Below are 25,869 nucleotides of genomic sequence, written 5' to 3'. Positions count from 1 at the left end.
TTTCAGTGACCCACGGGACTGTCTGACTGCACCGGGGGTCGCCAGGTGCCCGCCGAACCACCACCGTCAACCGTGATGACCTGCCCGTTGACGAAGGAGGCAGCATCCGAACAGAGCCATGCGACCGCGTTCGCGATGTCCTCGACGGCAGCGAGACGTCCGAGCGGCACCTTCCGTGACTGATGCGCGAGAAACTCGGGGTCGGCAACGAGGTGTGCGACCCGCTGGGTTGGTGTGAAGGACGGGCGCACCGCGTTCGTCCGTACACCGCGCGGGCCTAGTTCGAGCGCCGCGATCCTGGTCACCACTTCCAACCCGGCCTTTGCGGCAGCGTAGGGAGCGACATACGGCGCCGCGTCGACCACCGAGCTCGAGGAGATGTTCACGATCGAGCCCCGGCCACGTGTGGCCATTCCCGGCCCGAGCGCGCGGATCAGTTGCACCGACGTGCGCAGGATCAGGCCGAGCTGAAGATCCCACGCCTCGTCCGGCGTTTCGAGGAACGGGAGCCGCCCCTGGCCGGGCGCCGCGTTGTTGATGAGGATGTCCACGTCGCCGGCCGCAGTGGCCAGATCCGCGACCGCCGTCGGGTCGAGCAGGTCGACCACGTGCAGCTCGGCCTGCCCGCCGGCACCCTCGATCGTCGCCCCGGCCTTCTCCAACCCAGGCTCGTCGTCCGCGGCGAGGACGACCGTCGTGCCCATCGAGGCGAGGAGAACCGCGATCGCCTCACCGATGCCACGGCTTCCACCGGTAATTAACGCGCGCCGGTCGGCCAGCGCGTCGGAACGAAACGTCTGCATGAGAACGTCCCTTGTTGTCGGATACATCCGGGAGTGGAACCTGACACCGCGGTCCGCTAGCGACCGCTGTAGGGCGGAGGTTCCTGGGTCCGATGAGCGGCCGCCTCGCGAGCGAGAGCGCTGTCCTCCATCGTCTGGAGGTAATACCCGTACGACCGCTCGAGATCGTAGAACTCGGACACCGCGAGTGCTTTGCGTACAAGATGGCGAGCGAACGCCACCGCGACCGGGGGCTTGGCCGCGAGCTCCTGACCAATCTCGACCGCCCGGTCAAGCGACTTGGCGTCAGGCACGATCTCGTTCACCAGTCCGAGCGTCAGCGCCTCGCTCGCCGGTATCCGGCGGGAGTTCAGGATCATGTCCATCGCCCGATGCTTGCCGACCGTCCGTGTCAGGTAGACGGCGCCGCCCGCGAAGGGAGCCTGGCCGACCCGCATCTCGAAGCTCCCGAATATGGCGGACTCGCCGGCGACCAACAGGTCGCAGGACTGCGCGAGCTCCCACCCGCCGCCCAGGCAGTAGCCGTTCACGGCGCCGATGAGCGGTTTACGGAAGTTGTGCAGTGTCTCCCAGACCTGTCCGTAGGCGTATCCATAGGCGAGGCGCATCGCCTCGGTGTCCTGATCATCCTGCGGGTACCTCGCCGGGCGCTTCTCGCCGAGGTTGGCTCCTGCCGAGAACGCCCGGCCCCGACCAGAAATCACGACGGCCCGCGTCACCCGGTCGCGCCCGAAGGAGAGCAGCGCCTCGTTCACCTCGGCGAGCGTCGTCCGGGCGTCCGTTGGGTTCAGCCGCGCTGGATCATTGAGTTCGATGATACCGACCGCGCCACGACTCGACGTGACGACGGTCTCGACAGCCTCGTCCATGCCCGCCCCTCCGCACCGGCCCTGAGCATCCCACTCGCAGGCATCCTGGATGCAAGGTCTAGCACAACGAGCTAGGCTGCGGAAGGGCCGGGGCGGTCGCGCCAGCCTGGGCGCCGTCGACGGGCATCTCGCGCCGAGGGTGGACGGCGACCCATCCGACCGCCTGGTAAATCGCGATCAACGCTACGGAGCTGCCTGTGTCGCATGATCCTCAACCGTTCCGGTTCGGGGTGCGCGCCGGATCGTCGGCCACACCCGCCGAACTGGTCGACACCGCCCGCGAGGCGGAGGATCTGGGCTACTACTCGGTGTTATTCACCGATCATTACCTTGGCCCCGGTCGGGCCATGGCCGCGGCCAACCATCCCGCGCAGCCTCTTGCCGCCATTCCCTCAGCCACCTTCGCGGCCGCACGCACGTCGACGATCCGGGTCGGCTTCCGCGTGCTGTGCATCGACTACCACAACCCGGTGGTCCTGGCGAAGGAACTGGCGACCATCGATCAACTCAGCGGCGGACGGCTCGAGATCGGGCTGGGTGCCGGCTGGATCCAGTCGGAGTACGACGCGATGGGCGTCCCGTTCGACACCGCCGGCACCAGGATCAAAAGGCTCGGCACCGTCGTCGAGCTGCTGCGGGCGGCCTTCGGGCCTGGTGAGGTCGACGTCGACGGCCACGGCGTGCGCGCGAGCGGCTTCGAGGCACTGCCCAAACCGGTCGCCGCGACGGGCCCACCGATCGCGATCGGCGGCGGCGGACGGAAGGTGCTCACCCTTGCCGGCCGCGCGGCCGACATCGTGGCCTTCAACCTCAACAACGCCGCCGGACGCCTCGATCCCAACGGACCACGGTCCTCGACGGCGGCGCTCACCGACGAGCGCGTCCGCTGGGTGCACGAGGCCGCCGCCGCAACGGCCCGAACGGCGCCGCCGATGCTGGAAGTGGGAATCGCGGCGACCGCGGTCAGCGACCACGTCGAGCAGGCCGCCGGGCAGTTCGAGGCGTTCTTCGGCCTTCCCGGGAAAGAGATCGTCGACCATCCACATGCACTCATCGGGTCGGTCGATGACATCTGTGAGACGTTGCTCGAACGAAGATCCCGCTACGGCTTCTCGTATATCACCATCCGTGACCGGGTGATGAAGTCGTTTGCCCCCGTCGTCGACCGGCTGGCCGACCGATAACCCGGCGCCTTGATCATGAACACCTACGGAGGAGGAAGACTATGAGCGAAGCATCGTTCGACGAGGACGAACTCATGCGGTGGGTCATGGGTGACGAGGAGTCGGTGAAGCGTTTCAAGGCGCGGCGCCGGTCACCGCTCAGCACTCCACACGCGGACATCATGACGTCGACCAGCCAGGCTGTCTGGTCGCGTCGAGTCCTGGACGGCAAGACCATGGCACTCGTCAACCTCGGCATCATGTCCGCCATCAACCGTCCCCACGAGCTCGAGACCCGAATCCGCGGCCTGCTCCGCGGCGGGATCAAGCCTGAAGAAATCGCGGAGGTGTTCCTTCAGACGGCCTTCTACTGTGGCAACCCCACCGGGGTCGAAGCACTGATCACCCTGGTGGACGCTGTCGACGACATGCGTGAGCGGGGCACACTCGCGCACGAACCCGTCGATCCCGACACCGCGCCCGCCACGTGAGGTACCGGCCGCTCGGAACGACCGGGCTACTGGTGTCCGAACTCGTGCTCGGCGCGGCCAACTTCGGCGACACCGTCGGCGACCAGGACGCATGCTCCCTGGTCGCCGCGGCGCTCGATCACGGGATCAACACGTTCGACACCGCTGATGTCTACGCCGGCGGGCGCAGCGAGGAGATCCTCGGTGCCGCGCTGCGGCACCGGCGCGACCAGGTGATCCTTTGCAGCAAGGTGGGGTCGCGGGTCGGCGACACCGAGGCCGACCTGCGCAAGACCGTCGGTGGCGACCGCCTCGACCACGGCGCTCGCTGGCAGGCAGGCATAGCGCCCAGCGACCAGGGGCTGTCGCGCAAGCACCTCGTGTCCGCGCTGGAGTCCAGCCTGCGCCGTCTGGGCACCGACTACATCGACCTCTACCAGTTACACCGCTTCGACCCCCATTCCGGAGTCGAGGAGGTCCTCCGCACGCTCGACGACATGGTGAGCGCCGGAAAGGTTCGCTATATCGGATGTTCCGGCTGGGCGGCCTGGCAGCTGTACAGGGGCCTGTGGCTGTCCGACACCGCCAAGCTGGCGCGGTTCCAAGCCCAACAGGTCCCGTACAACCTCCTCGACCGTGAAGCCGAGCGTGAGATCCTGCCCGCCTGCCTCGCCGGCGACGTGGGTGTGCTCGCGTTCCGCGGACTCGCCGGGGGCCTGCTGGGCGGACGGTACCTCGACGGCACGGCTCCCCCACCGCAGACGCGGCTCGGGTCACGCGAGGGCATACGGGCGCGCTACCTGACCGTTAGCGCCATCGCCGGAGCGGCCGTGGTCGCCGACTCGGCCGCGCGCGACGACCGGTCGGCGACCGACCTCAGCATCGCCTGGGTACTCGCCCAGCCCGGCGTCACTGCCATGCTGTTCGGAGCGTCATCGCCCCGGCAGCTGTCCGAGGGCATCGCGGCGATCGACCGTCCCCTCGCCGCGGACCAGGCCGCCCAGTTGGCACGCGCGGTTGCCGAGGCAGTCGCGGGGGCGCAGAACGTAGGAAGGTAGCCGGCCACGAGTTCGTGGCCGGGCCGCCACGGGTGCGGTGGCCACTCGTCGAGATCGAGTGGCCACCGCGACCCGTCGACGCGCGCCGGTCCCCGCCCGCCCGGGTGAGAGCCCAAGCCCGTTGAGCGTTCGGGCGGTCACGGTTTCGCGGTTCAGCCTGAGCACGAACCGCCATCATCTTCATGCGGGACAGCGCGCCTGGAGCGCCTAGATCCCGATCAGCTCGGCGACGCGGTCACGGTGAAACCCCGGAGCGCCGAACAGCTGCTGCGCGGACTTCGCCCTCTTGAAGTACAGATGGGCCGAGTGCTCCCAGGTGAACCCGATGCCACCATGCACCTGGATGTGCTCGGCCGCGATCTTCAGGAAAGCATCGGAACAGCATGCCTTGGCAAGGCTCGCCGCCAGTCCCGACTGATCGTCCTCCGTCGCTAGGAGCAGGCACGCGTAGTGAGCGGTCGAGCGCGCCGACTCGAGCGCGATGAGCATCTCGGCGCACTTGTGCTTGATCGCCTGGAACGAGCCGATCGGGCGCCCGAACTGATGTCTCTCCTTCGCGTAGTCGACCGTCGACTCCAGGCACGCCGAGGCGGCTCCGACCTGCTCGGCGGCCTGGGCGACGATCGCTCGATCCATAACCCATCTGAGGACCTCTTGGGCGCTGTCCCTCGACTCGATCACGTGGGCGGCTACGCTGTCGAAGTCGAGCCCGGCGATGCGTCGCGTCTGGTCCAGCGTGATGAGCGGCGTTTTGGTGAGACCAACCGCGTCGCCAGCCACCTCGAACAGCCGTGTGCCGTCCGAGGTCGAGCCTCGGACGAGGATGTGATCCGCGGTGGCTCCGTCCAGTACGAACGGCTCTGTCCCGCTGAGAACCCATCCCTCGCCGACCAGCCGCGCCTCGATGGACGGTGCGGGCAGGTCCCAGACGCCGTCGGGCCCCGCAACGGCCACGGTCGCCGTCGCTGCGCCGGACGCGATTGCCGGAAGCAGTCGCGCGGCGACCCTTTCGTCGCCGGCCCGCATGACGGTGCTCGCGGCGAGCGCCACCGTAGAGAAGTACGGCGAGCAGAACAGCGACCGCCCCATCTCCTCCAACACGATGAACGACTCGACGAAGCCGGCGCCCGATCCGCCGAATCGCTCGGGAATCGTCAACCCCTGCAGGCCGAGCTGCTGCGCCATGAGGCGCCAGAGATCACGGTCGAAGCCGAGGTCGCTCGCCATGTCGGCCCGGACCTTGCCCTCAGGTGACTTTTCGCGCAGAAATCGTCGCACCGTGCGCTGGAGTTCTTCTTGGTCTTCACTCAGCTCGAGAATCATGTCAGTACCGAGGTCCGTGGTCTCTCGAAGGGCGTGGACGTCGAGACCCGTGCGCCCCGCCAGACATCAAATGTCTGGCAACGGGCGGACGGGCGCCGCCGTCAGGCCAGCGGGAAGCGGAACAGACGCTCGGCATTACCGTGCGTGATCAGCTCGATCTCGTCGTTGGGAAGCCCACCGAGCGACTTGTGGACGATCTCCTGCGACTCCGGCCAGGTCGAGTCGGCGTGGGGGTAGTCGACCTCGATCATGATCTTGTCGACGCCGATCCGGTACCGCGTGTCGATCGTGGACGGGTCGTCGAGGCTGCAGAAGTAGAAGTTGCGCTGGAACACCTCGGCGGGCGAGATCTCCGTCGAGGACCAGGTGTTGCCGAAGGATCCGGCCCGGTCCTCCATGTACTCGAGCCGGTCGCGGTACATCGCCACCCAGCCGATGCCGCCCTCGGCGAGCGCGATCTTCAGGTTCGGGAATCGAAGCGGGATCTCCGAGAAGAGCAGGTCCGCCGCCGCGACCATGGCGTTGACCGGGAACAGGGACACCCGGATCGTCCGCGGACCGTCCGAGTTCGGCCGTGGCGCCCAGCGGCCAGACCCGGTGTGGATGCACACAACGGTCTCGGTCTCCTCGCAGGCCGCGAAGAAGGGATCCCAGTGTGCCGTGTGAAAGCTCGGCCGACCGACGTTCGTCGGGTACTCGGGGAAGGTCACTGCGCGGAACCCGCGCTCGGCATTACGGCGGATCTCCTCGGCGGCCAGAACCGGGTCCGGAAGCCAGGGGAGCTGGAGAGGAACCATCCGCCCCGGATACGTTCCCGCCCACACCTCGTGGTGCCAGTCATTCCACGCCCGCGTGCAGGCGAGCCCCAGCTCCTGGTCCTTGCTGTCGGCGAAGGTGACGCCCCCGAACCCGGCGACCTGGGACGGGAAGCACAACGACCCGGCGATGCCCGCCGCGTCCATGTCCGTGATGCGCGCGTGGATGTCCCAGGCGCCCTTGCGGATCGCGTCGAAGCGAACCGGCTCGTATCCCCACTGGTCCTTCGGGAGTCCGACCACCGCGTTCACCGCGATGTTCGGGAAGATCTTCCCCTCGTAGGTCCAGACCTGGGAGCCATCCTCCTGCTCGATGACGCGCGGCGCCCGATCGGCGAGCGCCGCGGGCAGCCGGCCCTCGAACATGTCCGGAGGCTCGCACAGATGATCGTCGACCGAAAGGATCTTGTAGGAACGGTGCGGCTCGGGCATGGCTAGCATCCTCTCGTCAACCTGGATGCAGGATACATGTGGCTGCATCCATCCGCCACCCGTACTATCGTCATCCTGGACGCAGGATACATGTCGAGCTGGCCTGTCGCACCGCGTGCGCCGAGCCACGCCGAGCCGGAGAGACCCGAGGGGGCTGCCGGCGGCCGTTTCCCGAAAGGAGGAGTCACCGACAGTGATCGAGTTATTTCACGTCGGGCTCTGTGTCAGCGACCTCGACCGGTCGATCGATTTCTATCGCTGTGTCGCGCGCATGGAGGTGGTGGAGAAGCATGTCCGGGCCTCGCCAGAGTTCGACGCCCTCAGCGGGAATCCGGGCAGCGAGGTGCGGGTCGCCTACCTTGGCGGCGAGGATGGCTTCCGCCTGCAGCTGATCGAATACGCGCGCGGTGGAGCGGGCAGAGCCACGGTGGCACACAACCGTGTCGGCAGCCCCCACCTTTCCTTCTTTGTCGACGACGTCAGAGCCGAGTACGAACGCCTTGAAAAGGCACCGAACGTACGGCTGACCTCGAAGGTCGTCGTACTGAACCCACAGATGACGAGCTTCTATACCGCCGACCCCGATGGCGTGCCGGTCGAGTTGCTGGAGCTGACCGAGCCGTGGCCTGGCGTCGCGGAGCGCCGGCATGGGCGCTGAACGCCCCCGCCTGGATGCGCCCACGGGGTGGGGACCGTTCTCGCTGACCGGCCGCCGCGCGCTGGTGACGGGTGCCGCGGGAGGAATCGGCCGTGCCATCGTCACCCGGCTGCTGGACGCGGGCGCCGAGGTGGTGGCGACCGATCGCCATCTCGACCGCACCAACGAACTGGCCGCGCTCGTACCTGAGTGCCGCTACCTGTCCGCCGATCTCAGTGTCCCGGACGAGGTCGAGGCGCTGTTCGCGCGGGCGGTCGCGGCCGCGGGCCCCATCGATCTGCTCGTCAACAACGCGGCGCTGATCACGAGCGCGCTTCTGCCCGAGACCGACGCGGACCTGCTCGACAAGGTCTACGCCGTGAACTTCCGTGCGCCGATCCTGCTCAGCCGCGCCTACGCCGAACTAGCCGCGTCAGATTCTCCGGGCGCGATCGTCAACATCGGGTCGGCGGGAGGCGTGCGTGCCGTTCGTGTCGGGTCGTCGGCGTACGGCTCGTTGAAGGCGGCGCTTGGCCAGGCCACCGCATACCTCGCTCGCGAGTTGGGCCCACGCGGCATCGTGGTCAACGCGGTGGCCCCGGGGTCGATCGCGAGCGGGCACAGCGTGGGCCGTTCGCGCGAGGCATCCGCAGCCTCACGGCGACTACGCGACGAGATCCGCGGCCGGTCGGCCCTGGGCCGGCTGGGCGTACCTGACGACGTCGCGCTCGTCGTCGTCTTTCTCGCCTCGCCGGCAGCCGCCTTCATCACCGGTCAGACCCTTCTGGTCGACGGCGGCTGGCTCCTCGGCTGATCTCACTGTTCGCGATCCTCCCGTGCTCCAGGCAGCCGGCTCGCCATGAGCCGAACCCACCGCCCCCGCCCCAGCCGGCACCGGCTGTTCGGTGGCCCGCACGTCGAGCGTGGCGGCCTGGCGCCCAGGTGGCAGCCCTGTCTGCACGACCGGAAATTAGATCTTCGAATCCAGATTGATACATCCGACCTGAGAGCACGGAGGCATGACATGTCGGGGCTGGTGGCAGGCAAGGTCGCACTCGTCACAGGAGCCGCGTCCGGAATTGGGCGGGCCTCGGCCATGGCTTTCGCCCGAGAAGGCGCGATGGTCACCGTGGCCGACGTCGACGCCGACGGGGGCGCGGAGACGGTGAGGCTGGTGGAGGCCGCCGGCGGCGAGGCGATCTTCGTGCGGTGCGACATCGCCGACGAGGATGACGTCCGGTCCGCGGTGGCGGTGACCGTCGAACGTTTCGGTCGACTCGACTGTGCCCACAACAACGCTGGCCTGGGCCACGGACAGGCGAAGCTGGCCGAGATCGATCGGAATCGGTGGGACCGCACGGTGGCGGTCAACCTGACTGGCACGTGGCTGTGCCTGAAGTACGAGATCCAGCACATGCTCGAGCGCGGTGAGGGCGGCGCGATCGTCGTCACCTCTTCCGCCACCTCGCTCCTGGCGTTCCCCCTGACCGCGGGCTACGCCGCGACGAAGGCGGGGATAAACCAACTCGTCCGCTCGGCGGCCAAGGAGTACGGCCGGGATGGGATCCGTGTGAACGCGGTGCTGCCCGGCCCGATCAGTACGGAGATGGTCGCGCGGTCGTTCGTCGAGAACCCGAGCCTGCAGAAGCACCTCGAAGAGGACGTGCCACTCGGCCGACTGGGCACGCCGGAGGAGGTCGCCGACACCGTGGTCTTCCTGTGCTCGGGGAACGCGGGCTTCATCAGTGGATCGATGCTGACGATCGACGGCGGGCAGACGCCCTGGTAGATCGAGTGCTCCGCATACCCGATCCTTCCCGGGGTCGACAGGTTCGCCGCGCTTCGTCCGCCGGGCCGCCGGGCCGCCGGGCCGCCGGGCCGCCTAACAACTTACGGAGCACGCAGGCCCGGGGCACCAGAGATCATTTCGATGGATGATCGTCGGTGCGAGTCTGGGCCCCGACCGGAGGCGGATCAAGGCCCAGACTCGGCGACCGCGATCAGCGCGGCCCCATCCGGATGGCGCCGTCAAGCCTGATGACCTCACCATTGATCATTACGTTGTCGACGATGTGCGCGACGAGGTTGGCGTACTCGGCCGGATCGCCGAGCCGGCTTGGATGCGGCACCTGCGCGCCCAGCGACTGGATTGCCTGCTCGGGCAAGGTCCTGAACATTGGAGTCAGGAACAGTCCCGGCGCGATGGTGACAACCCTGATCCGGTGCTGCGCCAGGTCGCGGGCGATCGGCAGCGTCATGCCAACGACACCGCCCTTGGAGGCCGAGTAAGCGACTTGGCCGATCTGGCCCTCGAAGGCGGCGACGGAGGCGGTATTGACGATAACGCCGCGCTCCTCCGCCTCGACCCCCGTCTGAGCGATCATCGCAGCCGCCGCCAACCGGATCACGTTGAAGGTACCGACCAAGTTCACCTCGACGACTTTCTTGAACGTGTCGAGAGGATACGGGTTGCCGTCCTTGCCGACGACGCGGATCGCGTTGCTGATGCCGGCGCAGTTGACCGCGATCGCGAACGGACCGTGCGACACCGCGGCGTCAACGACGGCCCTCACCTGCTCCTCGTTGCTCACGTCAGCGGGGACAAAACTTGCTCCTTGGCCGAGCTCGTCCGCGATCGCCTTCCCGTCACTAGTTGGCAGGTCGACAATGACGACGTACGCGCCCTGGCTGTGCAGCCGTCTGACGGTCGCCTGGCCGAGGCCTGACGCACCGCCGGTGACGATGGCGGACTTGCCGTCGACTTCCATAGAGGATACATTCTCCTTTGTCAATCCGAGCAGTCATGAGCGCGACCGACGGAGGCTGTCCTGGCGGAGCCGCCTGGCCACGCCCACCATCACGCCGACTACGCAACCTCGTCGTCCAGAATCCAGGATACTATTTTAGGACTAGGGTGGGACACGGCACGAGCACCATGCCCGATGCGTCACGCCCGCTCCGCATCCTGATCAACGCGACGCGCAGCCCCACTCGAACGCGGCGGCGATACTCCGCTCCTGGCCTCAGAAACGAGCTGAACGTGGACTCCGATTTCGATCTGTACCGGCTGCCGGACGAGCATGTCGCGTTGCGCGAGGCGGTGCGTGACCTGGTCGAGTCCGAGATCGTCCCGCACGCGGCGGACGTCGACGAGCACGAGCGCTTCCCGCAGGAGGCGTTGGACGCGCTGAACCGGGCCGGGTTCTCGGCGGTGCACGTCCCGGCCGAGTACGGCGGGGAGGGCGCGGACGCGGTCGCGACGTGCATCGTGATCGAGGAGGTCGCCCGCGGCTGCGCGTCGAGCTCGCTGATCCCGGCGGTGAACAAGCTCGGGACGATGCCGATCCTGCTGTCCGGCTCGGAGGAGCTGAAGAAGCTGGTGCTGCCGTCGGTGGCGGCCGGGGAGGCGGTGGTCTCCTACGCCCTGTCCGAGCGGGACGCCGGCTCGGACACGGCCTCCATGCGGGCGCGCGCCACCCGTGACGGCTCGGACTGGGTCCTCAACGGGACCAAGTGCTGGATCACCAATGCCGGCGTCGCCACCTGGTACACCGTGATGGCGGTGACCGACCCGGAGGCGACGCGGAAGGTCGACGGGATCTCCGCGTTCGTCGTCCACAAGGACGACCCGGGCTTCGAGGTCGGTTCCAAGGAACGCAAGCTCGGCATCAAGGGCTCCCCGACCCGTGAGATCCACTTCGTGGACTGTCGCATCCCCGCGGACCGGATCATCGGCGCCCCCGGTACCGGCCTGCGCACTGCGCTGGCCACCCTGGACCACACCCGGCCGACGATCGGCGCGCAGGCGGTCGGCATCGCCCAGGGGGCGCTGGACGCCTCCATCGCCTACACCAAGGACCGCAAGCAGTTCGGCCGGCCGATCGCCGACAACCAGGCTGTCCAGTTCATGCTCGCCGACATGGCGATGCGCATCGAGGCCGCCCGGCACATGGTCTACGTCGCCGCCGCCCGCGCCGAACGCGGCGAGCCGAATCTCGGCTTCATCACCGCCGCCGCGAAGTGCTTCGCCTCCGACACCGCCATGTCGGTGACGACGGACGCCGTGCAGCTGTTCGGCGGCGCCGGCTACACCCGCGACTTCCCCGTCGAGCGCATGATGCGCGACGCCAAGATCACCCAGATCTACGAAGGCACGAACCAGATCCAGCGCGTCGTCATGTCCCGCCACCTCCTCAAGGGCTGACCGCCGTCGGTCCTCCGCTGGCGGGTCGCGGGATCGAAACTCCGACGGGTCGGTGACGTCGGTCGCAGACCATATTGGGGTCGGGGTCCTCGGTGGCTCTGGTCGGCCGGTAGCACATGGACCAGGAACCGCCTTGCGCCCGGTCGGCCGCTCCGTTTCCGTAGGCAGAGGCAGACGACATCTGTCGCTGACGAACAACGCTCCGCAAAATGCCCGATGAGTATCGCCGGAGTCACCCAGCGTCGGGGCCCTTCCTCCGCGGACCTATTAGGATATCGATCATGCGCGCGGTCGGGGTGAATACCTGGGGTGGACCCGAGGTCCTCGAAATCGTCGAACTGCCCGAACCACATGCCGGCCCGGGGCAGATCCGGTTGCGCGTCCACGCGGCGACCGTCAATCCCGCCGACACCTTGATCCGCAGCGGCGCGCGCGCCGACCGTATCGGGTCAATACCCCCTCCGTACGTACCTGGTATGGAGGTGGCAGGGATCGTCGACGAGATCGGTGACCGTACGGACGAGCTGCTGACACTCGGCTCGCCCGCGATGGCGATCGTGTTGCCCCTCGGCTCCTACGGCGCCTACTCGGAGTACGTCGTGGTCCCGAAGGGTTCCGTCGCGCCTGCCCCGGCCGGAACCGATCTCGTGCACGCGGCCACTCTGCCCATGAACGGATTGACCGCGCGGCGGGCGCTCGACCTGCTCGATCCGCCGCCTGGTGCAACCGTGGCCGTCACCGGGGCGGCGGGCGCGTTCGGCGGCTACTTCATCCAGCTCGCTGTGAACGCCGGACACCAGGTCGTGGCCGATGCCTCTGAGACGGACCGGCAGTTGGTCGCCGACCTCGGTGCGCACATGGTCGTTTCACGCGGCGCGAAGGTGGCAGAGCACATTCGGCAGGTCGCCCCGGACGGCGTTGCTGCCCTGGCCGACGGGTCCGTGCAAAAAGAGGCCGTGCTTGCCGCCGTTGCTGACGGCGGAGCGATTGCGTCAGTGCGGGGCCCCGCCGGTGTCACCGAACGCGGAATCCGGTGGACACCGGTGAGCGTGTATGACGTCGCCGAGGACCGCGCTCGGCTGGACGGTCTCCGCGTTCTCGTCGAATCGGGTGCCATCACACTCCGGGTCGCAGCAAGCTGCCCGGCCGAGAAGGCGTCGGAAGTCCACGAAAGACTGCAGCAGGGCGGCACTCGAGGACGATTCGTCCTCACCTTCTGAGAGCCTGTCCTGAATCTTGATCTTATGGGCCGCTCGCGGCCTATCCCGGACCTTCGTGGCGTGGTGACGTGAACCGCGAGACGGGCTGATCGCGGAAGGAACTCGGGACGATCTCGCCGCTATCCCTCCGACATATCGACTGCGGAGTGAATGTACGTCGCGCCGCTGCTGCCGGCGCCGAACACGGCCCGCCTAGAGGCACGATCGGCGCGATATCGTGGAAACGATCCCGTACGTGGCCGACAACGGGGTCATCTGACGGGCGCTGCCGGCGGACTTCTCGCGCTGGAAGAACGTCTACCGATTCTTCGACCGGTGGAAAACCAAGGCATTGTCACCCGCGTCCACGACGGGCTGCGCGACCATCTTTGCTGGGCCGAAGGCCGCGCGTCCGAGCCGACCGCCGGCGTAATCTGAAGACGAGCGCGAGCACGACCCCGAAGATGATGACCCTGCCCTCGCCGAACCTGGCACCCCACACGTGATGACGCCGAGCGCCACCAGCGCGTATCGCGCCGCGAGTGCCGGGCCAAGAACCGCGAACTCGGTGAAGGTGCTCCTTGCGAGGTATGCCTCTGGGGCTGTTGGAGCCGTCGCCGGCTCCCACCGCCAGAGACGACGCGGGTGAGTCCAGGATCCTGGATACAAGATGGAGTCGGTTGCGACTGTGAGCCATCCCCGGGACATGCGATCTCCCCGACACCCGGGCAACACCAGGCAAAGGCTACCTGCGACTAGCATCCTGGACTCAGGATGCTAGTAATGCTACCGTGCGGAACCCGGCAGCGGCGGCGTAGCCGGGCTCTTGGGCCGTCTGCGCCTCGCAACCCAGTACCGAACGTCAGCGGGAGGCTCTATGATCAGAAACGTTTTGACACGCGGCGCCGACAATGGCCATTTAGACCGAAAGCCGTACCGGCGCTCGCTGGTCGCCGCGGCCGCGGTCACCTCGGTCGCCATGGCGACGGCAGCCGCCGGGTGTTCCTCGAACGACTCGTCGACGAACGGCGGCAAGTCGCCGATCAAGGTAATGGTGATCAGCACCCTCCAGTCCCCGGCTTTCGGCTTCCCCGAGGCTGTCGACGGCGCGAAGGCCGCCGCCGCCAAGATCAATGCCGCTGGCGGTGTGGACGGGCGTCAGATCGAGATTGAGTCGTGTAACGACCAATTCGACCCAAATGCCGCGGCCGCGTGCGCCCAGAAGGCGGTGAGCCAGAAGGTTTCGGGTGTCGTCACCGGGTACACGCCGTACGGCTCGAAGATCCTTCCGGCCCTCCAGGCCGCGAAGATCCCGTTCGTCGGGCTCATCCCAGGTACCGACACCGAGTGGAACAGCCCGGCCGCGTTCCCGTTCGGCGCGGGCAGCACGGGCAACCTGGTCGGGGTCGCGATCGAGCTGGCCGACCAGAAGTGTACCAAGGCGGGCGTCATCACCGGCGTGGACTCCACCTCGAACGCCACCGGCGAGGCAGTGAAGGCGGCGTTCAAGCAGCGGAACGTTGACGTCGTCTACACGACGACGATTCCTCCGACCGCCGCCGATGTCTCGCCCCAAACGGCGGCCCTGGTCAAGGCCGGAGCCAAGTGTGTCGTCACGGTCATCCCGCCGGCCGTGAAGCTGAGCTTCATCAAGGCCGCGTATGCAGCGGACGACTCGATGCTCATCGGACTGAGCGGACTGGACGACCCGGCGGCTGCCAAGCTCGGTCCGGCGAGCAAGAACCTCGTGAAGGGTGACACGGTCTATCCGGCCACCTCCGACCAGCTGAAGCCCTTCGTCGCCGACCTGCACGCGTTCAATGCGTCAGGCGTCGTCTCCACCTGGTCGCTCAACGCCTACACCGGTGTACAGGCCATCGCCCAGGTCGCCGGAGGCCTGGACAAGGTGGATGGAGCGTCGCTCACCGCGGCTCTCAACAAGGCGGCCGTGACCCTGACCGGCTACCCGAAGCCGGTCAACTTCTCGAAGCCTTTGGCGATCAAGGGTATCACCCGGATGTTCTCCACGGATGTGGTCACGGCATCCTTCGACGGCGCGCACTTCATCGCCTATCCGCAGCCTGTGAAGAATGTTCTCAGTGTCATGCAGGCCATCGGAGGCGCCTCCTGAGCCCCGGGATCGGCCGTTACGGGCGCGCGCCCGCAAATCACTGGTGACACGGGAACCTCCGAGTCGCTGTGCTGATCCAAGGCACACGACCCGGAGGTTGCCCATATGACCAGAACCGTGCGGGGCGGTGGTGCAGCGCGCCCGGCGCGGGGCGTCTCACGACGAGGAGCGGCCAGTCACCGTCGGCTACCTCGCCCAGAACGAATCCGTCGTCAGCCCAGTTGAGGGTCTGCACGCCAGGCCGGGGCTCTCATCCGTCAGGTCGCGGCTGGCTCTCGGGTCGGTGGTCATCGAGGTCCAGCAGAGCGGCAGTTCCGCTGTCCAGAGGTGGCGGTCAAGGATACCCCTATCGGGTACGGCGCGGATTCCAGATGCCATCAGCCTCCCGTTCCCCCGCCGACCAGCCAGGTTTCAGACCAGTCTCGCCATCGCCAGGGGAGCTTCCATGCGTGCCTACCGAGTCACTTCGCCCGGACGGTCCGAACTCGTCGACTGCCCGTTACCCACTCTTGGCTCAGGCGAGGTGCTGCTGCGCGTGCAGGCGGTCGGCCTGTGCCACAGCGACGTCTTCCACCGGCAGGCTCCCCCCGTCCTTCGCCAGACCCTGCCGGTCACCCTGGGCCACGAGGTGGTCGGCGTCGTCGAGAAGGCCGCCGCAGACGTCACCGACTGGCGGCCGGGCACGAGCGCCGCGGTCTACGTGCTGGTGGGCTGCGGCCGCTGCTCCGCCTGCGCGCGCGGCGAGGACAACTTGTGCCGCACCGGCTACCGGGGTATCGGCACGCACCTGGACGGCGGCCTCGCCGACTATATGGCGGTCCCCGCCGGCAACCTGGTCGCCGCCGACGGGATCGACCCGGTTCTCGCGGCGCCGATGACCGACGCGGGAATGACCGCCTACCATGCGGTCGCCTCGGCTCTCGGACTGCCGAGATCCTGGGATGTCGGTCTCGTCATCGGAATCGGCGGGCTCGGCCATCTCGCGGTCCAGATTCTCGCCGCCGCCAAGGCTGACGCACGGCTCATCGCGGTGGACGTGGACCCGGCCAGGCTGGAGTTGGCGCGGCGGCTGGGGGCCACCGACACCGTGCTGGCAGGCCACGACACGGCCGCCCGGGTCACCGAACTCGTCGGCGGCCGTGAGGTGGACGCCGTCCTCGACTTTGTCGGCACCGACGGGACCATCGAGCTCGCCGCAGACCTGACCAACCGCGGCAGCGCCATCGTCGTCGCCGGCCTCGGCGGCGGCTCCGTGCCCTTCGAGGCGCAGCTGGCGACCCGGGTGAGCCCCGAGGTCACGCTGCGGCGGGTCTCGGCAGGCAGCCGCAATGACCTGCGCCACGTGCTGGACCTGGCCCGCGCCGGTAGGCTGCGAGCCGAGACGGTGCCCTATCCGCTGGAGAAAGTGGACGAGGCGCTGGCCGCGCTGGAGGCGGGCACCGTGCTCGGCCGCGCCGTGATCACGATCGCATGAACGGACTCGGACTCTCCTCATGGGGTTGGACACACCGGCGGCCTCGGGCATTCGACAAGGGCGACCGACGGTCGTGAGACCCGGTGGGAGGCATCCTTCGCACCGCCAGCGGGCACGACCGCCGTGGCCCGCGACACCGTGGCCGCAGTCTCGGCCGCCCTGCGACCGCAGCCGACGCCAGCTGAGCACGCGCCCTACGCACTCATCGAAGGCACCAACCAGATCCGGCGCGCATCATGTCCCGCCACCTCCTCAAGGGCTACCCGGAATCCCGAGTCCGGCGGGGGCTTTGGCTTCCTCGCGTGCCCAGCATCACCGAGGGCGCAGAAGCACGCCGGCGACATCCATCGCTCGCGAGCGGGCGGTGACAGGAGTCGGGTGCGTACGGCGTGGCCGCGGCCGCGGTCCGCCGGATCGCGGCCGCGGCCCGGACAGGCCGGCCGCCACCGCGGCCAGACGAACGTCATAATCCTGGCCGCGGGCCCAGCAGATCATTGACCGGCGACGCGGTCTCCGCACCATTCATTGGTGCCGGCGTCACTGGGTACTGTCTCGAAACCGGTCCCGGCGGCGTTGACGCGCACGAAGAAGTAGCAGTTGGGGCGGCCCCCGAGTGGTTCGTTCAGATTCACCGGCGATGGAAGCAGGCCGTCCGCGTCATATTTGGTCGACCGCAGGGCATCGATGAATTCTTGACGCGTCGGGCAGGATCCGGCGGCTTCGAGCCCGTGGAGGAATAGGTCCGCGGCGATGTAGCCGTCCATCGCGAAAACCTGCGCGGCGTTTCCGAGCTCGGGAGCGTAGTGATGCATGGCCTCCTGATACTCCCCCATCTCGGGAGTCTTCTCCTCGAATGGTTCGTAGTAGATGGAGACAGACATTCCCGCGATGGCGGGACCATAGCTCTCGACGAGGGCGCGGTCATATCCCGTCGGGCTGAAGGCGGCCTTGAATCCGATGTTCGCCGAGCGGAGCGCCGCGACCACCGACGCCATCGCGGAACCCGACACGGCGCCGATGAGCACATTGGCACCGGAGGCCGCGAAGTCGGCGGCCACCGCGCTGGGAGGCGTGACACCGTCGCTGAACTCCGCGCGTCCCACGACTGTGATGTCCTGGGAGGCGAGACTGGTGACCAGATTTCCAGCAACCTCGGTGGAGGACCGCGACAGTGGGGCAGTGAGCACGAAAGCCTTCGTGCCGCCGGACCTCCGGGCATACAAGCCAAAGGTCGTAGTAGCCTCGCCGACATATGGGAACGCCACGGCGACCATGTTCCGATGCAGCGCCCAGGCAGGTTCGACCGCGGAGCCGATCACCGGAACGCTATTCTCATCCAGGTACTAAGACAAGGGTCAAGCCAGTGCCTGTCATCGCTGCCGGCCGTCTCCGTTGCTTGCTTCCACCCATCGGTGTCCCTCCCAGTACCTGCCAGCGAATGACTCGCGACGGTTGCGCGAGATTCGCGTGTGTGGTGGCCGCCCTGGTCCGCGGGGTGGCAGCGCGTGAGCGGCACGTCGAAGACCGCTTGCACCACTGGCGTGGCAGGGCTGCCCAGGTCATCGGTTGCGCCACCGTGGCGAGCGCTTCTGTGCGAACGCGGCGAGTCCCTCTCGCATGTCGTCGCTGAGCAGGACCGCGTCGCGGGCCCGAGAGACATGCTGGACAGCGTCGTGGGGGTCGGCGATGCCGGCGGTCTCGTTCATCACCTGCAGCGAGGCGTGAACCGACGTCGGCGAGCTGGCGAGAATATCCGCGGCCAGCGTGCGCGCGCCCTGCAGTGCCGTGCCGGCCGGCACGACCCGGTTGACCAGGCCGTGGGACAGTGCCTCGGCTGCTGGCATACGTCGACCGGTAGTGATCATCTCGGTGGCGATCTTGATCGGGATAGTGCGCGGTAGCCGTACCAGGCCGCCCGCGCCGGCGATGAGACCGACTCGCGCCTCGCTGAGCGCGAAGGTCGCCGTCTCGTCAGCGACGACGAGGTGGCAGGCCAGCGCGATCTCGCAACCGCCGCCCATCGCGTATCCGTTGACAGCGGCGATCACGGGTTTCGTCATGTCGCGACGGCTGGTCAGACCGGCGAACCCGCTCCGAGGAAGGCTGACAGCTTCGCCTCGGGCGGACCAGACCAGGTCGTTGCCCGCACTGAAGGCTTGATCGCCAGCTCCCGTCAAGATCGCAACCCACAGGTCGGCGTCGGCGAAGTAGGCGTCGAACACCTCATCGAGTTCGCGGCTTGCGGGCGGATGTAACGCGTTGCGCACCTGTGGCCGGTTGATCGTGATTTCGAGCACGTGCCCGTCGCGGTGGACGAGCACGTGCTCGAAGTCGTCACGCAACACCGGCGCCCGCCGCGGAACGAGGCGGTCCATCGCCGCCGGGCTCGTCGCGACGCGGTTGCCGTTACCGAAGGCTCGCGCGAAGATCCGCTCGCCGATGGGCTGCTCGTCGCCGAGCAGCGCGAGCATCTCCTCGTCGCCCGCCACGGCGGTCGCCAGAAACCGTCGACCGTCCCGCTCGAGGCGGCCAACGACAATGCCAACCGGCGCGTCCGCGCGGTCGTGGCCGACAGTGAACGTCTCGATCGTGGCCCAGCCGTCGGCATGGTAGGCGACGGGAGCCGGGTCCCACGCGTCGATCTCGGCCTGCAGCCGCCCGCTGTCATCGAGCCGCCACGGGGTGGGCGCGGTGGAGTAGATCCCGACCGAATATTTGCTCAGCGCACCGCCGTTGGCGCCGACCAGACCGTAGGTTCCGGGCGAGGCCCGCATCGCCCGGACGGTCTCGGCGATGGCATGCATCGAGTAGTTGTTGCCCGCTCCGCCGAAAAACGGAAGTCCACCTGTCAGGGTCAGACCGCGCGGGTCATCCGGGCTAAGCCCAAGCCCGTCGCAGATGTTGAACACCGCGATTGGAAAGCAGCTGTACAGGTCGAACGTGGAGATCTGCTCCAGAGTCAGGCCGGCGACGTCGAGCGCGTGTTGGACGGCCATCACCGCCGCTGGGCTGGTCGTCAGGTCAGCACGATCGAGCAGGTCGCGCTCCCGCAGGTCGGCGTGGCCGTGCAGAAAGACCCACTTCTGCTCCGGCACGTCCAGCCGCCGCGCGGCGGCGACCGATGTGAGCAGCACCGCGGCGCCCTGGTTGACCTGGTCGCGCGCGATCAGGAACCGCGTGTACGGATCAGCGATAATCCGGTTGCGCACGGTGGGTGTCACGAGCTCCGCCGGGTTTCGCTCGACTGGAGCGGCCGCGAACCGATTCGTCGCGGCGACCCGGGTGAAGGGCTCGAACAGCCGTCCCATGGCTCTGGCGTAGGCCGTTCGGCTCAGCTTCAGCCTCGCCCGGCGGGCGTTCTCGAACAACGCGTACTGCCGCGGAGCGCCAGTCAGCTGGTGCTGCTGGAAATACCGCGTCACCAGGCCTTGTAGGCCGTAGCCGCGGTCCTCAAGATCTCCGCCGACGTGCTCGGTGAAGTCTGGCCGATCCTCGGTCAGGGCCAGCGCGCGCGCCGTCGAGATCGCCTCCGAGCCGAGCAGCAGGACCACCTCGGCCCCACCGGACGCGACGACCGCGGAGAACTCGTTGACCAGGTGCTGCGGTCCCTGTCCGCCGGACACCTCAAGCACAGCGCGTCGCGGGTCGGCGCCGATCCGCCGGGCCACCGCCCGCGGATAGTTGTCCGAGCGGCCCAGCGGCGCCCGCGCGTCCGGCGCGGATATCTCGAACTGACGCACCCCGGCCACCGTATCGATCACCGTTGGATCGATGCCCGCGTCCTCAAGAGCGCGGCGCGCGGCCGCCGCCGCCAGGTCGACTGGCGACATGCGGGCGTAGCCGGGTTCGTCCAGGCGTTCGGCGTACTGGCCGGCGCCCACCAGAACCGGCGTTGCGGGATCGAGGTCGTCAAGGTTCACCATGTGGGCGTCACCTCAAGAACCCCATCCTCGATAAGATCATCGATTTCGATGTCGGAAAGGCCCAGCAGTTTCGCGGCCAGCTCCCGAGTGTGCTCCGCGACGAGCGGCGCGGGGCCGACCACTGGATCCGCGACCTCGCGAAATCGGGCCTCACCATTCTGGGTGAGCAAGGGGGCGGCGAACTGCGGCTGCTCCTGGCGTACGAGGAACCGCCGCTCCACAAACTGCGGATCACTCGCCAGGTCATGGATACGGTGCATCTGCCCGGCGGGAACACCGTGCGCCTGGAGCACGTGGGCGACCTCGGCCGGTGACCGCGCCGCGGTCCACTTCTCCACAGCCGCCCGCAGCATGTCGCGGTGGGCATCCCGCAGCTGGGCCGTGATGAACCGCGAGTCGCCCAGCCATTCGGGATGGCCGATTGTCGTGGCCAGGCGTTGGAAAGTCTCGTCCCCGCGGACGTCGATGACACACCACTCGTCGTCGCCGGCGCAGGCGAACAGACCGCGCGGTGCGTCACCGCGCCGGTCGTTGCCCTCCGGTCGTACCGAGCCCGGCCGCAGATGCTCCTTCGCGAAGCTGCCAGCCATGTGCCAGCAGATCGTCTCGATCTGGGCCACGCTGGCCGTGCCGCCACGCCCCGTACGACGGCGGTTGATCAACATGGCCAGTGCGGCCGTCGCGCCGACCCGCGCCACGACATGATCAGGATAAACAGTGATCGCATCGCAGATTCCGTTTCCGGCATCCGGATAGCACCACAGGTTGCTCAGGCCGGCGGTCGCCCGCACAAGCGGCCCATAGCCAAGGCGTCGGCTCCATGGGCCGGTCGCCCCGAAAGCGCTGCTCTCCACAAAGATGATCTTCGGATTCACGGCGAAGAGGTCATCGTAGCCCAGTCCGAGCGATTCCATCGTCCCAGGCTTGAAGTTCGACACCACCACGTCCGCGTCCACCACGAGGCGCAGAAAGAGGTCACGTCCGTGTGGGTGCCGTAGATTGAGTCCCAGGCTTTTCTTGTTACGGTGGCCCCGGGCGAAACTCTCACTGACCTGGCCGCTGGCGTCACCTTGGCGACCGCCGTCGGGAAACGCCCTGTTCTCTATCTTGATCACCTCGGCTCCGTGGTCGGCGAACAGTCTGCCGATCTCAGCGCCGACCACGATGACACCCAGATCCAGTACCCGCAGCCCTCGAAACGGGTGACGTGGCGCCGGTTCATGCGCCGCCACGGCCGGAATCGCCGTCCCGCGGCGCGGCGCCGGGTCGTACGGAGCATCGCTGGCCGAATCCGCCTCGCGCCGCCAGATCTCGACGAGTTCGTCAGGATCGCACTCGCCCAGCGCCGGTGGCCCGGATCGGTAGCCGGCGCGCTGCCCATTGATCTCGACAAGCCCATCGGGGACGGGAACCGTCACGCCTGGCGAGAGCTCGATGGACCTGAACGCACCACGTGCCTGAGCGTGGCCGCTGGCCACGACCTCCGCCGTCTGGAGCAATGCCGCCGCAGGCACGCCGAACTCGACCGACTCCGCAATGATCTGGTCACGTGTTCGATCGGCGAACAGCGCCGAGATGAGTGGGTAGAGCTCGCCGGCGGCGGCGAATCGGGCGCCGAGATCGGCGTATCTCGGATCTGCGAAGCGTTCTGGCCCGCCCAGCCAACGCAACATCCCTCGCCATTGCCGGGGGCTCAGCACGCAGATCCGTACGAGGCCGTCGGCACAGCGGAAGATCGGGTATAGGTGACGGGCGTCCGGCCGCTCTCTCGGCAGGTCCTCGATACTCGTCCCGGCCCGTGCACTGCCCGCGATCCCATATCCGGGATCGATGGTCTGGGCGACGGCCTCCAGTCTGGAGAAATCCACGATGTCGCCCCGACCCGTGTCCAACCGGTTCGCGTGTGCCATCAGAGCCGCCCACGCAGCCTGCGCCGCGGCGCACTCGTCAGCGAGAAACTCGGGCGGCAGCAGCGGTGGAAGGCCAGGCAACCCCGATCTCGACAACAGTCCACCGACGGCCATCAGCACGTCGGGCGTCGCCGTCCAATCCCGATACGGTCCCGTCGAGCCGAAATCACTGATAAGGACTACGACGAGTGTCGGGTTGGCGGCGAGGAGGGCGTCCGGTGCGAACTCCTGCGTGGCGTGTTCGCCAGGCGACGAGGAATCGAGCACGATGTCCGCCTCGGCGAGCAGTCCGCGTAGTCGCGACCTGCCTATGGCCGAATGCGGGTCGAGCACGACCGACCGTTTGTTGATCGATCGGATGGCAAAATCCAGGCCAGCGCCAGTGAGAGGATCCAGGCGGCGAGCTGGTACCCCTCCTGGCGGCTCGACCCGAACGACCTGCGCGCCCAGCTCGCCCAGGTAGCGGCCGGTCGCCTCGCACCGTCCGTCCGTCCAGTCCAGCACTCGCACTCCCGCGAGCGGCAGGCCAGCGGGGAGCAAGGGCCCTGCCTCGAACATCCCACGTCCTCTCAGCACCCGACCACCCGGTCGCTGCGTTCCCACCAGACTCGGTTCCGCCTAGGTCATCCGGCGGCCGCCTGGTGAACGAGTCAGCCCTCGTTGCCGACCAGCTTCCGGTGACGCTCGACGATCTCCGTCTTCTCGATGACGTCGCTGTCATCCACGGCCTCGCGGTACGGGCACGCCACCGAGGGATCCGGCATGTGGAAGAAGCCGTCAGGTACAGGCCGCGAGCGCGCCGCGCTCCGGTCATGTACATCTCCGCAAATCTCGCATCCTGGACTCAGGATGCAGAGAGGTTATGCCGGCGCCGGAGGCAGGTCAAGTGCTCATGGTCCGGGAGCGGGCGCCACACGACGAAGACGATCACTTCCGTGAGCCGTCGCGGCGTTGGCTGCATCTCGGACCGCGGCACCCACTCGGCTGCCGCTCGGGCATCCTCCCCCGATACCGCCCCTTCCGAGCTACCGTCAGTCCTCGTCGTCATCGCGCCAACGCCGATGGATGTGTACACCACGCATTCCTTGTCCTCGACGCCGCACCGCGGGGTGGGGCCTCGTGCCTGTGCGCCACCGTCCAGTAATCCGACCGAACCGATCTACATCTAGGACCGTGAGTTCGGCCGGCTCGGCTACGGGCGCGCGAGATCATGGCGCCGACGGTCGATACTCTGGACGAAGACCTGGCCGGAGCCCGTCACCTGTGCTGGCAGGCTGCGGGCGCGGGCGGCGGCATCCTCGAACAGGGCATCGGCCCGCCTGACCGCGACGGCGGCGCGCAGTCCGGCCGCCGCCGCGGTCAGGCGCCAGGTCGGCTCACGATGGGCGATTACACCTCGGATTCACGCCTACACGCATGCCGGCGATGCCCTCGTCGGTCCAATCCAATGCACCGCCCCCGCAGACCATGAGGCCTGCAGACCACGAGCACAAAAGATCACTGACCGGCGACACGATCTCCGCACCACTTGGTGGTCTCGGCGTCGCTGGGTACTGTCTCGAAACCAGTTCCGGCCGCATCGACGCGCACGAAGAAGTAGCACATTCTGCGATCCCCGAGCGGCTCATTCAGGTTCAGTGGCGACGGGAGCAAGCCACCCGCGTCGTACCTGATTGACCGGAGCGTGTCCATGAATTCTTGACGCGTGGGACAGTCGCCGGCGCGTTCGAGCCCGTGGATGAAGAGGTCGGCCGCGATGTAGCCGTCTAGCGCGAAGGGCTGGGTGACCTTTGCTAGCTCGGGCGCGTAGCGATGCATTGCCTCCTGGTACTTCCGCATCTCGGGGGTCTGCTCCTCGAATGGCTCATAGTATATTGAGACCGACATTCCAGCAATGGCAGGGCCGTAGTGTTCCACGAGAGCCTGCTCATATCCTGTCGGACTGAAGGCCACTTTGAACTCGATATGCGCTGAGCGAAGCGCCGCCACGACGGAAGCCATCGCGGGACCGGAGACGGCACCAGTAAGAACGTTGGCACCCGAGGCCGCGAATTTAGCGGCGACCGCGTCGGGAGGCGTGATGCCGTCGCTGAAATCCGCGCGTCCAACGACCGGAATGCCCTGGGAGGCGAGGCTGGTTACCAGCTTTCCAACGACCTGATTGGATGACTGTGAAAGCGGGGCGCTGAGCATAAAGGCCTTGGTGCCGCCGGACTTGCGGGCGTACAGGCCAAAGGTCGTGGTGGCCTCGCCAACGTACGGGAACGCTATCGCGAACATATTTTTGTGCAGCGCCCATGCAGGTTCCACCGCGGAACCGATCACAGGAACATCATTCTCGTCGAGATACTGCGCCGACCCGGCCGCGACGGCGGTCTCCTCGATGAGACCGAAGACTCCTCCGCGCTCGACCAAGTCGTGGGCGGCCGCCGAATTTCCGCCTGGCGACGAGGCGTCGTCCCGCCAGTCGAGCACCACGCGGCGGCCGTGGATTCCGCCGTTGTCATTGGCAAGACCTATGCGGGCAGCTATTCCAGCGCGCACCGGTGACTCGGTCGACGCCAGAATGCCGGTATTGGGGTAGAGCAGGCCCAGACGAACCTCGGTCGGGCTGAACCCTGGGGAGGCGCACGCTCCGGTGGAGGAAGGCCCCGCCGAAGCAGAACAGCCTCCCACTAATAAGACAACGGCCAAGCCAGTGACTGTCATCGCGCCCGGCCGCTTCTGTCGTCTGCTTCTGCCCATCGCTGCCCCTCCGAATACATGCGGACGAAAGGCCCGCGGCGGTTCCGCGGGATTCGCATGTGTGATGGCCCTTCCCGCCCCACCTCACCGAGGTGACAATGCGTGATCGGTCGCGTCGAAGACGGTGCACCGATGGCCAGAAGCCGGCGATGTCGCAGGTCGGATCCAGGTTGCCCACCTCCCACGCACCTCACCATCCCACAATCCAGGATGCAGGATAGCGACAAGTCGGTAAGAGTAGGATGGGGGATCCAGGATCCGCAATGCTGCGATGGACTAGTTGATCCTCCGATGGTGGTGCGGAGTCCCTGTTGCATCGCTGCGCGCCAAGGAGGGTCAACCCGACAGCCCTGGCAGCTAGGGCGTTTCTCGTGGATCTTCGGCGAGCCAGATCATGATCGAGGCGATGATGACCTCGAAGAGCAGATCGGCGAGTTTGAAGCGGGCGTCGAGGTTGCCGGCGTCTGCACGTGCTCCCAGTTCTTCGACGTCGCGAAGTCCCACGAGCAGATCAGGGCGCCGTCAAAGTCAGGTTGTGCTGATCAGGTCGATGATCTGGAGGACGCGTTCGGGTCTGCGGGCGGTGGCTCGCATGGCCTGGGCGATGCTCTGGTGGCCCGCCGGGCGTAGCGCGCTGATCGCGGTGTCGCGGGCGATTGCCCAGGCGAGAGCGGCGTTGCCGGTGCGGACGGCGTGGCGGTCCTCGTCGAGCA

Annotated in this window: 20 protein-coding genes and 1 pseudogene; 10 read left to right on the top strand and 11 right to left on the bottom strand. The window is 67.5% G+C overall.

Annotated features, from left to right (window positions below; genetic code table 11):
- Positions 1–2: 2 nt before the first annotated feature.
- A complete protein-coding gene (locus C1A33_RS00100) occupies positions 3–803 on the bottom strand; it encodes an SDR family NAD(P)-dependent oxidoreductase (protein WP_165818154.1) in 801 nt (266 codons plus the stop codon).
- A 56-nt stretch (positions 804–859) separates the two neighbouring features.
- Positions 860–1,672, bottom strand: coding sequence for an enoyl-CoA hydratase/isomerase family protein (locus tag C1A33_RS00095; protein ID WP_101829474.1), 813 nt, complete (start codon positions 1,670–1,672; stop codon positions 860–862).
- A gap of 197 nt (positions 1,673–1,869) precedes the next feature.
- Between C1A33_RS00095 and C1A33_RS00090 the strand changes: the two genes are divergently transcribed.
- From C1A33_RS00090 to C1A33_RS00080, 3 genes are read left to right on the top strand one after another with little or no spacing between them, the layout of a single operon-like run.
- Positions 1,870–2,856 (top strand): TIGR03621 family F420-dependent LLM class oxidoreductase, encoded by a 987-nt coding sequence (locus tag C1A33_RS00090; RefSeq protein WP_165818153.1) that lies wholly within the window; start codon positions 1,870–1,872, stop codon positions 2,854–2,856.
- A 41-nt stretch (positions 2,857–2,897) separates the two neighbouring features.
- Positions 2,898–3,326, top strand: a complete 429-nt coding sequence (locus tag C1A33_RS00085) for a carboxymuconolactone decarboxylase family protein (protein WP_101829472.1) — start codon at positions 2,898–2,900, stop codon at positions 3,324–3,326.
- Positions 3,327–3,358: 32 nt separating this feature from the next.
- A complete protein-coding gene (locus C1A33_RS00080; protein ID WP_165818152.1) occupies positions 3,359–4,363 on the top strand; it encodes an aldo/keto reductase in 1,005 nt (334 codons plus the stop codon).
- 207 nt (positions 4,364–4,570) lie between these two features.
- Here the strand turns inward: C1A33_RS00080 and C1A33_RS00075 are convergent, their stop codons facing one another.
- Together C1A33_RS00075 and C1A33_RS00070 are read right to left on the bottom strand one after the other, a co-directional pair.
- Positions 4,571–5,686, bottom strand: a complete 1,116-nt coding sequence (locus C1A33_RS00075; protein ID WP_101829470.1) for an acyl-CoA dehydrogenase family protein — start codon at positions 5,684–5,686, stop codon at positions 4,571–4,573.
- A 101-nt stretch (positions 5,687–5,787) separates the two neighbouring features.
- The gene (locus C1A33_RS00070; protein ID WP_243407030.1) at positions 5,788–6,933 is read right to left on the bottom strand and encodes an amidohydrolase family protein; all 1,146 of its coding nucleotides are present in this window, start codon (positions 6,931–6,933) and stop codon (positions 5,788–5,790) included.
- Positions 6,934–7,126: 193 nt separating this feature from the next.
- On the opposite strand from C1A33_RS00070, the gene C1A33_RS00065 reads away from it, so the two are divergent.
- The 3 genes from C1A33_RS00065 to C1A33_RS00055 are packed head-to-tail and all read left to right on the top strand — an operon-like array spanning position 7,127 to position 9,359.
- Positions 7,127–7,591: a VOC family protein gene (locus C1A33_RS00065; protein WP_165818151.1), complete on the top strand. Its 465-nt coding sequence runs from the start codon at positions 7,127–7,129 to the stop codon at positions 7,589–7,591.
- Positions 7,581–8,384, top strand: a complete 804-nt coding sequence (locus tag C1A33_RS00060; RefSeq protein ID WP_101829468.1) for an SDR family NAD(P)-dependent oxidoreductase — start codon at positions 7,581–7,583, stop codon at positions 8,382–8,384. The genes C1A33_RS00065 and C1A33_RS00060 overlap by 11 nt, the downstream gene beginning before the upstream one ends.
- A gap of 45 nt (positions 8,385–8,429) precedes the next feature.
- Positions 8,430–9,359 carry an SDR family oxidoreductase gene (locus tag C1A33_RS00055; protein WP_207770075.1) on the top strand — a complete coding sequence of 310 codons (930 nt, stop codon included), beginning with the start codon at positions 8,430–8,432 and terminating at the stop codon, positions 9,357–9,359.
- Positions 9,360–9,570: 211 nt separating this feature from the next.
- On the opposite strand, the gene C1A33_RS00050 is transcribed toward C1A33_RS00055, so the two are convergent.
- Complete coding sequence (locus tag C1A33_RS00050) at positions 9,571–10,338, bottom strand: 3-hydroxyacyl-CoA dehydrogenase (RefSeq protein WP_101829466.1); 768 nt, start codon at positions 10,336–10,338, stop codon at positions 9,571–9,573.
- Between the two features lie 272 nt (positions 10,339–10,610).
- On the opposite strand from C1A33_RS00050, the gene C1A33_RS00045 reads away from it, so the two are divergent.
- From C1A33_RS00045 to C1A33_RS00030, 4 genes are all read left to right on the top strand, one after another.
- The gene (locus C1A33_RS00045; protein ID WP_101829465.1) at positions 10,611–11,774 is read left to right on the top strand and encodes an acyl-CoA dehydrogenase family protein; all 1,164 of its coding nucleotides are present in this window, start codon (positions 10,611–10,613) and stop codon (positions 11,772–11,774) included.
- A gap of 281 nt (positions 11,775–12,055) precedes the next feature.
- Complete coding sequence (locus tag C1A33_RS00040) at positions 12,056–12,994, top strand: NADP-dependent oxidoreductase (protein ID WP_101829464.1); 939 nt, start codon at positions 12,056–12,058, stop codon at positions 12,992–12,994.
- 856 nt (positions 12,995–13,850) lie between these two features.
- Positions 13,851–15,104 (top strand): ABC transporter substrate-binding protein, encoded by a 1,254-nt coding sequence (locus tag C1A33_RS00035; protein ID WP_101829463.1) that lies wholly within the window; start codon positions 13,851–13,853, stop codon positions 15,102–15,104.
- Between the two features lie 445 nt (positions 15,105–15,549).
- Complete coding sequence (locus tag C1A33_RS00030) at positions 15,550–16,578, top strand: alcohol dehydrogenase catalytic domain-containing protein (RefSeq protein ID WP_101829462.1); 1,029 nt, start codon at positions 15,550–15,552, stop codon at positions 16,576–16,578.
- Positions 16,579–17,069: 491 nt separating this feature from the next.
- Here the strand turns inward: C1A33_RS00030 and C1A33_RS00025 are convergent, their stop codons facing one another.
- From C1A33_RS00025 to C1A33_RS00005, 6 genes and pseudogenes are all read right to left on the bottom strand, one after another.
- The gene (locus C1A33_RS00025) at positions 17,070–17,918 is read right to left on the bottom strand and encodes an ABC transporter substrate-binding protein (RefSeq protein ID WP_101829461.1); all 849 of its coding nucleotides are present in this window, start codon (positions 17,916–17,918) and stop codon (positions 17,070–17,072) included.
- Between the two features lie 219 nt (positions 17,919–18,137).
- Positions 18,138–20,501, bottom strand: a complete 2,364-nt coding sequence (locus C1A33_RS00020) for an acetyl-CoA acetyltransferase (protein WP_101829460.1) — start codon at positions 20,499–20,501, stop codon at positions 18,138–18,140.
- Positions 20,495–22,969 carry a CaiB/BaiF CoA-transferase family protein gene (locus tag C1A33_RS00015; RefSeq protein WP_101829459.1) on the bottom strand — a complete coding sequence of 825 codons (2,475 nt, stop codon included), beginning with the start codon at positions 22,967–22,969 and terminating at the stop codon, positions 20,495–20,497. The genes C1A33_RS00020 and C1A33_RS00015 overlap by 7 nt, the downstream gene beginning before the upstream one ends.
- A gap of 939 nt (positions 22,970–23,908) precedes the next feature.
- Entirely contained in the window at positions 23,909–25,120 is a 1,212-nt protein-coding gene (locus tag C1A33_RS00010; RefSeq protein ID WP_165818149.1) for an ABC transporter substrate-binding protein, read from the bottom strand.
- Positions 25,121–25,513: 393 nt separating this feature from the next.
- Positions 25,514–25,660 (bottom strand): hypothetical protein, encoded by a 147-nt coding sequence (locus C1A33_RS34455; protein WP_165818148.1) that lies wholly within the window; start codon positions 25,658–25,660, stop codon positions 25,514–25,516.
- A 24-nt stretch (positions 25,661–25,684) separates the two neighbouring features.
- Positions 25,685–25,869, bottom strand: a pseudogene (locus C1A33_RS00005) (ISAs1 family transposase); the annotation flags it as partial.

The organism is Frankia canadensis, assembly GCF_900197875.1.
GTDB classification, from domain to species: domain Bacteria; phylum Actinomycetota; class Actinomycetes; order Frankiales; family Frankiaceae; genus Frankia; species Frankia canadensis.
The sequence above is the reverse complement of the archived record's forward strand: the minus strand, read 5'-3'. Positions and strand labels throughout refer to the sequence as shown.

What these genes read in the sequence shown, in the direction of transcription:
- C1A33_RS00100 (WP_165818154.1), bottom strand. Translation starts at nt 803, where the DNA reads ATGCAGACGTTTCGTTCCGACGCGCTGGCCGACCGGCGCGCGTTAATT.
- C1A33_RS00095 (WP_101829474.1), bottom strand. Translation starts at nt 1,672, where the DNA reads ATGGACGAGGCTGTCGAGACCGTCGTCACGTCGAGTCGTGGCGCGGTC.
- C1A33_RS00085 (WP_101829472.1), top strand. Translation starts at nt 2,898, where the DNA reads ATGAGCGAAGCATCGTTCGACGAGGACGAACTCATGCGGTGGGTCATG.
- C1A33_RS00075 (WP_101829470.1), bottom strand. Translation starts at nt 5,686, where the DNA reads ATGATTCTCGAGCTGAGTGAAGACCAAGAAGAACTCCAGCGCACGGTG.
- C1A33_RS00070 (WP_243407030.1), bottom strand. Translation starts at nt 6,933, where the DNA reads ATGCCCGAGCCGCACCGTTCCTACAAGATCCTTTCGGTCGACGATCAT.
- C1A33_RS00060 (WP_101829468.1), top strand. Translation starts at nt 7,581, where the DNA reads ATGGGCGCTGAACGCCCCCGCCTGGATGCGCCCACGGGGTGGGGACCG.
- C1A33_RS00055 (WP_207770075.1), top strand. Translation starts at nt 8,430, where the DNA reads ATGAGCCGAACCCACCGCCCCCGCCCCAGCCGGCACCGGCTGTTCGGT.
- C1A33_RS00050 (WP_101829466.1), bottom strand. Translation starts at nt 10,338, where the DNA reads ATGGAAGTCGACGGCAAGTCCGCCATCGTCACCGGCGGTGCGTCAGGC.
- C1A33_RS00040 (WP_101829464.1), top strand. Translation starts at nt 12,056, where the DNA reads ATGCGCGCGGTCGGGGTGAATACCTGGGGTGGACCCGAGGTCCTCGAA.
- C1A33_RS00035 (WP_101829463.1), top strand. Translation starts at nt 13,851, where the DNA reads ATGATCAGAAACGTTTTGACACGCGGCGCCGACAATGGCCATTTAGAC.
- C1A33_RS00030 (WP_101829462.1), top strand. Translation starts at nt 15,550, where the DNA reads ATGCGTGCCTACCGAGTCACTTCGCCCGGACGGTCCGAACTCGTCGAC.
- C1A33_RS00020 (WP_101829460.1), bottom strand. Translation starts at nt 20,501, where the DNA reads ATGGTGAACCTTGACGACCTCGATCCCGCAACGCCGGTTCTGGTGGGC.
- C1A33_RS00015 (WP_101829459.1), bottom strand. Translation starts at nt 22,969, where the DNA reads ATGTTCGAGGCAGGGCCCTTGCTCCCCGCTGGCCTGCCGCTCGCGGGA.
- C1A33_RS00010 (WP_165818149.1), bottom strand. Translation starts at nt 25,120, where the DNA reads ATGACAGTCACTGGCTTGGCCGTTGTCTTATTAGTGGGAGGCTGTTCT.